The 11,923-nt window shown below is 73.7% G+C and carries 9 protein-coding genes; 3 read left to right on the top strand and 6 right to left on the bottom strand.

The window, feature by feature from the left end:
- Position 1: 1 nt before the first annotated feature.
- The 3 genes from ABZW11_RS27930 to ABZW11_RS27920 are packed head-to-tail and all read left to right on the top strand — an operon-like array spanning position 2 to position 3,436.
- On the top strand, positions 2-1,522 hold the full coding sequence (locus tag ABZW11_RS27930; protein WP_355422970.1) for a sugar ABC transporter ATP-binding protein: 1,521 nt from the start codon (positions 2-4) through the stop codon (positions 1,520-1,522).
- Positions 1,515-2,486: an ABC transporter permease gene (locus tag ABZW11_RS27925; RefSeq protein ID WP_355422968.1), complete on the top strand. Its 972-nt coding sequence runs from the start codon at positions 1,515-1,517 to the stop codon at positions 2,484-2,486. The genes ABZW11_RS27930 and ABZW11_RS27925 overlap by 8 nt, the downstream gene beginning before the upstream one ends.
- On the top strand, positions 2,483-3,436 hold the full coding sequence (locus ABZW11_RS27920; RefSeq protein WP_355422965.1) for an ABC transporter permease: 954 nt from the start codon (positions 2,483-2,485) through the stop codon (positions 3,434-3,436). Before ABZW11_RS27925 ends, ABZW11_RS27920 begins: the two co-directional genes overlap by 4 nt.
- A gap of 22 nt (positions 3,437-3,458) precedes the next feature.
- Here ABZW11_RS27920 and ABZW11_RS27915 read toward each other — a convergent pair whose 3' ends face one another.
- From ABZW11_RS27915 to ABZW11_RS27890, 6 genes are all read right to left on the bottom strand, one after another.
- Positions 3,459-4,448 (bottom strand): pirin family protein, encoded by a 990-nt coding sequence (locus ABZW11_RS27915; RefSeq protein WP_355422962.1) that lies wholly within the window; start codon positions 4,446-4,448, stop codon positions 3,459-3,461.
- A gap of 38 nt (positions 4,449-4,486) precedes the next feature.
- Positions 4,487-5,608, bottom strand: coding sequence for an MBL fold metallo-hydrolase (locus ABZW11_RS27910; RefSeq protein WP_355422959.1), 1,122 nt, complete (start codon positions 5,606-5,608; stop codon positions 4,487-4,489).
- Between the two features lie 277 nt (positions 5,609-5,885).
- Positions 5,886-6,590, bottom strand: coding sequence for a DUF3152 domain-containing protein (locus ABZW11_RS27905; protein WP_355422956.1), 705 nt, complete (start codon positions 6,588-6,590; stop codon positions 5,886-5,888).
- A gap of 102 nt (positions 6,591-6,692) precedes the next feature.
- Positions 6,693-7,964, bottom strand: a complete 1,272-nt coding sequence (locus ABZW11_RS27900) for an FAD-dependent oxidoreductase (RefSeq protein WP_355422953.1) — start codon at positions 7,962-7,964, stop codon at positions 6,693-6,695.
- Positions 7,965-8,074: 110 nt separating this feature from the next.
- Entirely contained in the window at positions 8,075-9,001 is a 927-nt protein-coding gene (locus ABZW11_RS27895; protein WP_355422950.1) for a zinc metalloprotease, read from the bottom strand.
- Between the two features lie 126 nt (positions 9,002-9,127).
- Positions 9,128-11,911: a sugar-binding protein gene (locus tag ABZW11_RS27890; protein WP_355422947.1), complete on the bottom strand. Its 2,784-nt coding sequence runs from the start codon at positions 11,909-11,911 to the stop codon at positions 9,128-9,130.
- Between the last annotated feature and the right edge of the window lie 12 nt (positions 11,912-11,923).

The raw sequence follows: 11,923 nt of genomic DNA, 5'->3' as shown, positions 1-11,923 counted from the left end.
GGTGGAAGCGGTTCTCGAGGCCCGCGCCGTCAGCAAGCGCTTCCCCGGCGTCCTCGCGCTCGACGGCGTGTCCCTCGCCCTGCGTCCTGGCGAGGTGCACGCCCTCGTCGGCGAGAACGGCGCCGGCAAGTCCACCCTCATCAAGGTCTTCACCGGCGTCTACCGCCCCGACGAGGGCGAGCTGCGCTACCAGGGCGGCACCGCCGCCTTCGGCAGCCCCATGGAGGCGCAGCGGGCCGGCATCTCCACCATTTACCAGGAGGTCAACCTCGTCCCCATGATGTCGGTGGCCCGCAACCTGCTGCTCGGCCGCGAGCCGCGCGGCAGGTTCGGCGTCATCGACGCCGCCGCCATGTACGGCGAGGCCGAGCGGGTGCTGGCCGGCTACGGCGTCGAGACCGACGTCCGCCGCCCGCTGCGCACGCTCGGCGTCGGCGCCCAGCAGATGGTGGCCCTGGCCCGCGCCGTCTCCGTGGACGCCCGCGTCGTCATCATGGACGAGCCCACCTCCTCCCTGGAGCCGCGCGAGGTCGAGACGCTGTTCGGCGTGATCAGGCGGCTGCGCGGCAGCGGCATCGCCGTCATGTACGTCAGCCACCGCCTAGACGAGCTCTACCAGGTGTGCGACCAGGTCACCGTGCTGCGCGACGGCCGGATCGCGCACACCGGGCCGCTGGCCGCGCTCGACCGGCTGAAGCTGATCTCCCTCATGCTGGGCCGCGACCTCGACGAGGTCCGCGCCCAGGGCGTGACCCGCTTCAGCCGCGACCGGCACGGCTCCGGCGCGGACGCGCCGGTGGTCGAGGCCCGCGGCCTGACCCGCAGGCACGTGCTCGACGGGGTGAACGTCAGCGTCGAGCCGGGCGAGGTCGTCGGGCTCGGCGGCCTGCTCGGCGCGGGGCGTACCGAGACCGCCAAGGCCATCGTCGGCGCGCTGCCGCTCGACGGCGGGCAGGTGCTCGTGGCCGGGCTGCCGCTGCGCGGCGGCTCCACCGCCGCCGCCATCAAGGCCGGCGTCAGCCTGCTGCCCGAGGACCGCAAGGCCGAGGGCATCATCCCGACGCTGTCCGTCCGCGAGAACATCGTCCTGGCCGCCCTGCCCGCGCTCGGCCGGGCCGGCGTGGTGTCCGAGGCGAAGATCGACCGGGTGGTCGAGATCTTCATGCGGAGGCTGAGGATCAAGGCCGCCTCGCAGCACCAGCTCGTCTCCGAGCTGTCCGGCGGCAACCAGCAGAAGGTGCTGCTGGCCCGCTGGCTCGCCGTCCGGCCCAAGGTGCTGCTGCTGGACGAGCCCACCCGCGGCATCGACGTCGGCGCCAAGGCCGAGGTGCAGGCGCTGATCGACGAGCTGGCCCAGGAAGGGCTGGGCGTGCTGCTCATCTCCTCCGACCTGGAGGAGCTGGTCGAGGGCGCCGACAGGATCCTCGTGCTGCGCGAGGGCACGGTCGTGGGCGAGCTGTCCGGCGACGAGGTGACCGAGGAGAGGATCATGGCGACGATCGCGGAGCAGGCCGATGGCTGAGCTGACCTCCAGGGGGAGCGCCCGGGTCGCCGTGCTCAAACCCCAGGTGTACGCGTGGGTTCAGGACTACGGCGTGTACGCGGCCGTCCTCGTGCTGCTGCTGTTCAACGTGCTGTTCACCCCGCACTTCCTCGACGCCTCCAACTTCCGCACCCAGCTCGTCCAGGTCACCCCCATCGTGATCGTCTCGCTGGGCATGGCGCTGGTCATCGGCACCCAGGGCATCGACCTGTCGGTCGGGTCCGTGATGGCGCTGGCCGCCGCGCTGACCGTGCTCTACCTCGGCTACGGCTGGCTGCCCGCGGTCATCGTGGCCGTCATCGGCGGCGCCGTCGTGGGCGCGGCGGGCGGGGCGCTGGTCGCGTACGTCGGCGTGCAGCCCATCGTCGCCACGCTCGCCCTGCTGGTCGGCGTGCGCGGCCTGGCCAACGTCCTGGTGCCGCAGCTCGTCGAGTTCCGCAACCCCGACCTCATCGCGCTCGGCAGCAGCTCCGTGGCCGGCGTCCCGGTCATCGTGCTCATCGCGGCGGCGCTCACCGTGATCGTGCTGTTCGTGGTGCGGCGCACCACGTTCGGCCGGCAGGTCGTCGCCATCGGCGGCAACCGCTCGGCCAGTGAGCTGTCCGGCCTGCCCGTCAGGCGGGTGCTGCTGATCGTGTACGTGATCTCCGGCCTGCTCGCCGCCCTGGCCGGCGTGCTGGCCACGGCCCGGTTGCAGGCCAGCGACCCCACCTCGCTCGGCCTGTTCATCGAGCTGTCGGCGATCACCGCCGTCGTCGTCGGCGGCACGCCGCTGACCGGCGGCCGGATCAGGGTGCTCAGCACGGTCATGGGCGCGCTGCTCATGCAGCTCCTGGCCGCCACGCTGATCAAGCACAACCTCCCGCAGTCATGGACCCAGATGGTCCAGGCGGTCATCATCCTGGCCGCCGTCTACGCCACCAGGAAGCGGGGGAGCCGATGAACCGCGAACAGGTGAGCAGGCTGCTCCAGCAGCACGGCGCCGTCATGGTGCTCGGCCTGCTGGTCGTCGTGGGCAGCCTGGCCTTCGACTCCTTCGCCACCACCGCCAACGCCGCAAGCGTGGTCGTCTCCTCGTCGTTCCTCGCGATCATCGCCGTCGGGATGACGTTCGTGATCATCAGCGGCGGCATCGACCTGTCCGTCGGGTCGCTGTTCGTCCTCGGCGGCGTGCTGGCCGCCTACGGCTCCCGGTACGGCCTGCTCGTGGCGCTGCTGCTGCCGCTCGCCGTGTGCGGGGTCGTCGGGCTGGTGCAGGGGCTGGTCATCGCGCGTACCGGGATGGCGCCGTTCATCGTGACGCTGGCGGGGCTGCTCGGTGTGCGCGGGCTGATGCTGGCCATCTCCGACGAGGGCGCCACCACGTACCTGGTCAAGGACCGCGCCTTCGCCACGCTCGGGCAGGGCGAGATCCTCGGCCTGTCCTACCCCGTCTACGTCACCGCCGCCCTCGCGCTGCTCGCCATGGTGCTGCTGCAGCGCACCGGCTTCGGCCAGAACGTCTACGCCATCGGCGGCAACGAGCAGGCGGCGGCCCTGATGGGCGTGCCGGTCGTGCGCACCAAGGTGTACGTGTACGTCATGTCCGGCCTGCTGGCCGGGCTGGCCGGCGCGCTCAACGCCGCCCGGCTCTCCTCCGGCGTCACCATCCTCGGCATCGGCCTCGAACTCGACGCCATCGCGGCCGTCGTGATCGGCGGCACCCTGCTGACCGGGGGCGCGGGCGGCATCACCGGGTCTGTGGCCGGGGTGCTGCTGCTGGGCGTCATCCAGAGCCTCATCAACCAGGTGGGCAACCTGACGTCGGCGTTCCAGCAGGTGGTCAGCGGCCTCTTCCTGGCTCTGGTGGTGGTGGCCCAACGCCTCCTCAGCAAGGCCCAGCGCCTCACCTGACCCCTCACCTGTTCGAGAGCGGTCAGCGGACCCGGCCGCGGGGCTTGAGCCGGGTGCCGGGGAGGACCGGCGCGGGCAGGGGCGCGCCGTCGAAGCCCTCGACGACGCCGAAGCCCTCGCCGTCCATCCACTCCTTCCGGTACGCGGCCACCTCCTCGTGGGAGCGGCCGACGAAGTTCCACCACATGACGATCTCCTCGCCGAACGGCGCGCCGCCGATGAGCAGCACCCCGCCCCGGCCCGACAGGCGGATCGACGTGCGGCCCGGCGGCACGTACACCAGCGGGCCCCGCTCCACCTCGGCCACCTCGCCGTCGAGCAGCAGCAGCCCGTGCTCGAAGCCCGGCTCCAGCGGCACCTCGGCGGCGCCGTCGATCGCCAGCTCGGCCCCCACGAGCGGGGTGTGGGCGGTGGCGGGCGAGGTCACCCCGCCGAGCGTGCCCATGAGGACGCGGGCCCGGTGGCCGGTGCCCTCCAGCACGGGCAGCTCGGGGTGGTGCTCGAAGGCGGGCGCGGTGTGGCGGTGCTCGCCGGGCAGCGCCACCCACAGCTGGACCCCGTGCAGCACGGTCTGCGGCGACTCCTCCGAGTGGGAGATGCCGCGACCGGCCGTCATGAGGTTGAGCTGGCCCGGCCGGACCTCCTGCAGCGTGCCCAGGCTGTCGCGGTGCAGCACCTCGCCCTCGACCAGCCAGCTCACGGTCTGCAGGCCGGTGTGCGGGTGGGGCGGCACCCGCATGGTGGCGGGCTGCGGCCCGTACGCGTCGACGAAGCACCACGCGCCGATCATGCGGCGGTGCACGCCAGGCAGGGTTCTGCTGACCGTCATCGCCCGCGGGCCGCCCAGCGGCACCTCACGCCCGATCAGGACCTCCCGCTCGTCCGGCGCCCCGCCTTCCGCCGGCGCGTCAGGCGCCGGGACGGCCGCCGCACGTTCCGCCTCGGGGCCTGGCCCGCCGGCCGGGCCGGCGGTGCAGCGGATCTCGCGGGGGTCCCGTTCCAGGTTGCTCACGCCCGAACTCTACGTCGTGGCACTCGGCGGGCGACGACTCAGGTGAGCATCTCCCACCAGCCCTCGACCGTGGGGGCGGCGGAGGCGTCCACGGCTTCGCCGGGACGCGGGACCGCGATGCGGACGTCGCGTGCCTTGGCCTCGCGCCACAACCGGTCCACCGGCTCGGCCCAGGGGTGCAGGGCGAGCGTGAACGTGGCCCAGTGCACCGGCAGCAGCAGCTTTCCGCCCAGGTCGAGGTGGGCGTTGACGGCCTCTTCCGGGTTCATGTGGATGTCCGGCCAGGCCGGGCTGTAGGCGCCGATCGGCATCAGCGTCAGGTCGAACGGGCCGTGCTTGCTCCCGATGCCCTTATAGCCCTCGAAGTAGCCGGAGTCGCCCGCGTAGAACACCCGCTTGGTGGGCCCGGCCACCACCCAGGAGCCCCACAGCGTGTCGTTGCGGCTCAGGGTGCGGCCGGAGAAGTGGCGGGCCGCCGTGGCGACGAAGCGCAGCCCCGCCACCTCGGCCTCCTCGTCCCAGTCCAGCTCGATGATCCGGTACGCCGCCACGCCCCACCGCTCCAGATGCGCCCCGATGCCCAGCGGCACGATGAACGGCGCCTTCTGCGTCCTGTTGAGCGTGCGCACGGTCGCCATGTCGAGGTGGTCGTAGTGGTCGTGGGAGATGGCGATCGCGTCCACCTGGGGCAGCTCGTTCAGCTCCACCGGGACCGGGTGGTGCCGCTTGGGGCCGACGAACTGCGTGGGAGAGACCCGGCGGCTCCACACCGGGTCGAACAGCACCCGCCTGCCCTCGACCTCCACCAGCGTGGAGGCGTGGCCGTACCAGACCGCGCGCACGCCGTCGGCGGGCGGCGCGTCGGCCGGCGGGATGCGCAGCGGGATGGGACCTGCCGGGTGCCGCTGCTCGCGGTCCTGGGCGAACTCGCCGAGCATGCTGACGGGCGGTCCTGACGGCACGGTCGCCGCCTCGGGCATCGGATTGACGAACGCGCCGTCCCTGAACTGCGCCGAGCGCCTGATCCGCGCCACCCGGTCGGGCCCCGACTGCAGCGGCCGCATGCCCAGCTCGGCGGGAACCTCGCGCAGTGCCCAACCGGCCGCGGCCAGGACCGCGCCGCCCGCGAGGATCCGCCGTGCCGTCCGCATCCCTGCCATCGCTCACACTCCCCTGGAAGGTCTTCCACGTCCCGATCGGTGCGAACGGGACTCCCCGGTGTTCCACTTCTACGATATATCGCGATAGGTCAGACGGGCGTGATCGCTCCACCGGCGTTGACCGAATCCGGCCACCGCCGGGCGGGCCCGCGTAGGGGCGGCGTGCGCGGCGATGCCGGGCCCCGTCACCGAAGCGGCGACCTCGTCCGGTTGAAGGAAACCTATCGGTCGCCCCGACCCCCCGGAACGCCGCCCCCACAGTGTGGGTCCGTGTGCGTCAGCGGCGTTGGTCGCGGCCCCGGCGGGGGTGGGGCCACGGGTTCGGACGGCAGCGGCCGAGGGACTTCGACTGCTGGACCATGACGGGGGCCAGGCGGCCGGGGCCAGGGCAGTGGCGGTGGTCGTGTCCAAGTGCGTGGCCCACCTCGTGGTTGATCAGGTAGTGCCGGTACGACACCAGGTCGCCGTCGTACTGCGGGACGCCCTTCGCCCAGCGCAGGGCGTTGATGACCGAGCGGCGGCCGTTCCAGCAGGACAGTTCGCCGCCGGTGCGCAGCGGCAGGCACTGGCGGATGGTCATGCGCGGGCTGGACAGCGCCACGCGCACCCGTACGGGGCCGTGGTCCACGCGGTGGAAGCGGGCCCAGCCGCGTACGTCGTTGAGCGTCCTGTGCACCTCGGCGGCGAACGCGCGCGGCTCGAACGGCAGCCCGCGCTCCACCTCCACCAGGTACCGCACCGCCGCGCCACGGCCGGGCCTGGCGGGGGCCGAGCCGGGGACGATCGCGTAGCGGCCGGAGGCGGCGTTCGGCACCCGCACCTCCTCCTGCTCGGGCGCGTCCTCGCGGTGGCGGGGCGCCAGCGGCTTGGGGGCAGGGGAGGAAGGAGGCGTGATCGAGGGGGGCGGAGGCGTGGTGGCCTCCGGGTCCGCGCAGCCGGCCAGCGCCGCGAGCAGCAGCAGGAGCAGTGCGAGCAGCGGCAAGGCGGCCTCCCCACGACGTCACCGGTGGGGAGGTATCCGATCTTACGTTGCCGCTTGTCGCACTTGACGGTCAGGGTGGCTTATCGCGCTCGGTGCCCGGATTCAGCCGGTGGGCGGCCGGTACGGGGTGATGTCGATGGGCGGCCGCTCCCCGAGTGCCAGCGCGGCGGCGAGCTCGCCGGTGAACGGGCCCGCCGTCAGCCCGTACGCGCTGAGCCCCGTCGCCACCACCACGCGGTCCGTCACCGGCCCGATGAGGGCGCAGCCGGGGGCGTAGACCGGGCGCAGCCCGACCCGCGTCTCCGAGACCGTCGCGCCGGCCAGCCCCGGCGCCACCCGCAGTCCCGCCTCGATCACCTCGTCGAGTCCGCCCACGGTGACGCGCGGCGCGAACCCGACGTCCTCGACGGTCGCGCCGACCACCACCCGCGAGTCGGGGAAACCCAGCAGGTACGGCCCCATGCGCGGCAGGATGATCGGCCACCACGCGGTGTCCACGCCCTCCAGCGTGGCGTGCAGGATCTGGCCCCGGCGGGGGAAGACCGGCAGCTCGACGCCCAGCGGCCGGCACACCTCACCCGTCCACGCCCCGGCCGCCACGATCACCGCGTCCGCCTCGAGCGGCGCCCCCTCGCTCAAGGGTTCTTGCCGGCCGCCGGGCATCGCCGGCGCACCAAGGTGAAGCGGCGCCGCCTGCCGCCACGACGCCTCCCCGGCCGGGACCGTCGCGGAGGGGCCGGTTCCGGCGGGAGTCGTCCCGGCAAGGGCCCTTCCGGAGAGGGCGGGGGCGGGCGGGGGTGGGGTGGGGGCAGAGGTCTCCGGGTGGTCGGCGGGGTGGAGGAGGACGTGGCCGTCCTGGGTGAGGGTGGCGGTGCCCGTACGGACCTCGGCGCCCCTCGCCACCGCCGCCGCGAGCAGGGCGTCGCGCACCGAACGGCCGTCCACCCGGGCCGCGCCCGGCACCAGCAGCGCGCTCAGCGTGTCGGACAGCGGCGGGAACAGCTCGGCGGGGGTCGCCACGTCCACGACCTCGCCCATCTCGGGCGCACCCGCGTAACGGCGGCGCAGCAGCGCCCGCACCGGCTCCAGGTCCACCGGGTCCTCGGCCACCAGCAGCGCGCCCACCTTGGCGTAGCCGATGTCCTCGCCCAGCTCCTCCACCAGGCCGGGGTAGTGGCGGGCGCCCTCGCGGGTCAGGCGGTACCAGTCGTCGTCCTCGGGGTGGTCCACCCACGGGCAGACGATGCCGGCCCCCGCCTGCGTCGCCTCGCCCGGGTAGCCGCCGTCCACGACGGTCACCGCCGCGCCCCTGCGGCTCAGGTGGTAGGCCGCACCGGCCCCCACGATGCCGCTTCCGATCACCACAACACGCATGCTCCCCATGTTCGCAGCCAGGGTGAGCAGGGCCGATGACCGGGCCGGGTCTGGGCCGGAATCTGGGCCGGAATCTGGGCCGGAGCCTGGGCCGGAGCCTGGGCCGGGGTCTACACGGAGGCGCGCATGCTCTGCCGCAGTTGCGGTGTCAGGAACGATGAGCGGGGGCCGGCCAGGGCTGCGTCCATGCGCTCGGCCTGGCCGAGGGTGAACATGTACATGGCGGCGTCCTCGACGTAGTCCATGTAGTTCATGAACATGTCGCCGTTCGGCGCGTTACCGCAGCTCACGGCCGGGAAGGATGGGGAGCCGCGGTTGGGGCCCGCCTGGTTGGGGGTGTCGTCGACGAAGTCGCTGCCCGAGCAGCCGTCGCCGTCGTCGCCCCAGATGTGGCGCAGGTTCAGCCAGTGGCCGACCTCGTGGGTGGCGGTCCGGCCCCCGTCGTACGGGGCGGCCGCCGTGCCGGTGGTGCCGAACGCGCTGTGCCGGATGACCACCCCGTCGAGCTCGGGCGGCCCGCCGGGAAAGGCGGCGTACCCGAGCGCGTCCGTCAGCTCGCACACCCACACGTTGAGGTAGCGGTCGGCGGGCCAGGCGTCGGATCCGCCCTGCGCGCTGAACTTGACCCTGTCGTCGGTGCTGAACCCGGCGGTATCGGTGGAGACGCGCACGACGCCGGAGGTGGGCTCGCCGTCGGGTCCGGTCGAGGCCGGCCGGAACTCCAGCCGGGCGTCGGCCACGACGTTCCGCCACGCCTGCGGCACCTTGCTCACGTCGGGGTTGGCCTTGCGGAAGTCGGCGTTCAGCACCTTGAGCTGGCTGTCGATCTGCTCCTGGCCGATGTCCTGCTCGGGGGTGCGGTGGACGACGTGCACCACCACGGGGATGGTGACGACCTCGTCCCGGGCGGCGGTCCTGGCGGTCTTCCTGGCGAACGTCTCGTTCTCGATCGCGGCCAGCGCCAGCGCGTAGCGGGGCGAGGAGGCGAGCAGGCGGCGATGGACGGGCATGGTGGCGCAACGGTCGGTGTCGGGCACGGGGGTTCCCTTCGGTGCGCGCGGCGGAGAGCCGCGCAGGGGGGCGGTTGGCTCTTGCACCTCTACCCAGAATGTAGTCGAACAATCACTCTGAGTGATGACAGGAGCCTTTCGTCCCCCTTGCGCTCAGCGCACCGTGACGGACGAGGCGGCCGTGCCGCCGCTGCGGTCCTCCCATCCGGCCAGGACGTTCGCGCCCTTGCCCGGGGCCCGGGTCACCGGCACGGTGACGGTGGTGACGCCCTTGCGGGAGACGGTCACGACCTTGCCGCCGGCCGTGCCCTCGGCGTCACGGACGAACAGGTGCGCCTTGCCCGGCCCGCCGGCCTGCAGCCGCACCCGTACGGCGTCGCGCCCGGCCGAGGCGGTCAGCACCCGCGCGGCCGTGGAGGCGGCCGGCGCGCCCGCGGGCGGCACGTGCACGCGCACCGCCTGCTCCAGCGTCTGCGGCGAGTCCAGGGAGGACAGCGCCGTGTCGGGGATCACCGGGTCCGGCGGCGTGGTGGGCCGGTCGGCGGGCGGCTGGTAGCCGGGCAGCGTGGCCACGCCCCACCGGTACGGGTCACCCTGCACGCCACCCCACGTGGACCAGCCGATCCGGGTCTGGCCGGTCTTGTCCTGGGTGTCGGAGTCGTACACCAGGATGTTCAGCCCGAGGTGCCCGGGATCGACCGCTCCCGGCAGCACCTCCATCGGGATGGACAGCTCCACCGTGTACTCGCCGTCGCCCGTCGTGGACGCCACCTTCATGCCGGGCGCGGTCTCCTCGCCAGGGCCCTGGCGGTTGTCGGCGTCGCGCAGGAAGCACGGCGGCCCCTCGGCGGTGACCGGCAGGACCGCGGTCTTGAAGGTGGTGGAGGTGTTCTCGGACGTGCCGCGCGGGTCGAGGGTGACCTCCACCGCGTCGGTACGCCAGTGCCGCTTGCAGTCGGAGGCGGCGAGCGGCGTGCCGAGCACGTCGTCCTTCACGTGCACCAGCAGGTAGAGCGTGTCGTCGTGCCAGGCGACCCGGGCCGTGCCCGAGCAGTCGGCCGCCGACGCGCACGCGGAGCCCTCCCACCGGCGGGAGATGTCGATCGGGTCGCCGGTGTACTCGCCGTCGCCCTGCGCGCCGTCCACCGCCGGCGCGGTCTCGGCCTGCGGCACCGTGGTGGCGGGCACGAGCTGGAGCGCGGGCCCGGCAGTGGTGGAGCCGCCGCCGTCGACGGTCGTGGTGATCGTGTACGCGTAGTCGCCGCCCTCGTTGGACGTCTTCAGCGACGGGTCGGAGTTGGTCACCTTGAACGGCACGGTCGTCGACTCGCCCGCGGGGAGATCGTCGAAGGGCGCCTCGGTCCGCTCGGCGGTGAACCCGTCGGGCAGGCCGAGCCGTACGGTGCCGGACCGCGTCTCCCCGCTCACGTTGGTGACGACCACGCCCACCTCGCGGCTGCCGCCGGACGGGAGCGTGAGCACGGGCGGGACGATGCCGCCGAGTTGCGGCACGCCCACCTCGGCCGTCCACTTCTCGTACTGGGCGACCTGGGGGAGCGGCTGCTGCGCCGCGCGTACCGGCGGGCTCACCTCGACCTGCCGGTCGGTGTAGCCGCCGCCGCGCTCGGTGGTGAGGGTGGCGGCCAGGCGTACCCGGCCTGGCGCGGCCTGCGCGGGAGGCGTCACCTTGAAGGCGGCCTTGCCGGAGCGCCCGGCCCGCAGCCTGCCGAGGTCGCCGGAGCCGCTCACCTGCCAGCCGCCGGGCACCCGCAGTGCCACCTCGGAGCGGCCGAGCTCCTCCTTCCGGGGCGCGCCCACCTCGGCCTCCACCGTGAACGCCGCCCCCGGCCGGACGTCGAACTCACCCGTGCGCAGGGCGAACCGCGTGCCGAGCGGCACGCCGCCCTCGGCCCTGGTCAGCGCGCCGTCGAGGATGTTCGTGGGCGCGGCGGCGGCCGGGCTGCCCGGCTCGGGGAACGGCACGCGCGCGTCCACCTGGGTGAAGAAGTCGCAGCCGAGCTGCGCGGGGTCGGACGGCACGTCGGGGAAGCCGGCCCAGCCCTGCGAGGCGTACGTGCGCTGCGCCTCACGCTCGACGGCGGCCCACGTCTTGCCCCTGCTGGGCGAGGTGCGCCCGCTCCAGACGCCGAACACGTTCTGCGCGGGATTGTTCGGCTTGTACGTCGAGGAGCACGACGGCCCGGCCTGCCCGGTGCCGCGCGCCCCGCCGGTGAACAGCCGCGCGGGCGCGAACGGCCGCAGCCCCTCCTTCTTGATCTGGTCGGGGAACGCCTTCGGGTCGGCCGCCGCGTAGAACGCCGCGATCGCCAGCCTGGCCGCCTCCTGGTGGTTGCCGTGGTTGCCCGGCGTCGGAGCCGGATCCATGGTGAGGATGATCTCCGGCCGGGTCTGGCGGACGACCCTGACCACCTTCTCCAGCGTGTCGCCGCCCCACACCTGGTCGGTCAGCGGCGCGCTCACCGTGTAGTAGAAGTCGACGTCGTCGAGGTTGAACACCTCGCGCACGGCCGCCTTGCCGACGGCCGTGCGCTCCTCCGACTCGCGCAGCAGCCCGAGCGCGGGCCCCTCCTCGGGGCCGACGGCGTTGCCGCCGCCCTCGCCCCTGGTCACGGTCACCACGCCGGCGCGCACGCCGTGGTCCTCGTTCCACTGGCCGAGCGTGGACAGCGTGCCCGACTCGTCGTCGGGATGCGCGCCGACGAACAGCGCGTCGAGATCGACGGGTGCCGACAGGGCGCTCGCCGACAGGGCGCTCGCCGGCAGGGCGCTCGCCGGCAGGGCGCTCTTTGGAAGGACGCTCTTTGGAAGGGCGCTCGCCGGCAGGGCGGGGAGAAGGCCGAGGACGAGCGCGGCGGCGGCCAGCGGAGCCGCGGCCGTGACGGCGGCGCGCCGCGCGGCGGATACGTTGATGGGCATCGAACCTCCGGG

Origin of the sequence: Nonomuraea sp. NPDC004580 (assembly GCF_040609855.1) — a bacterium.
GTDB classification, from domain to species: Bacteria; Actinomycetota; Actinomycetes; order Streptosporangiales; family Streptosporangiaceae; genus Nonomuraea; species Nonomuraea salmonea.
Note: the sequence above shows the minus strand (reverse complement) of the source record. Positions and strands in the feature narration are given on the sequence as shown.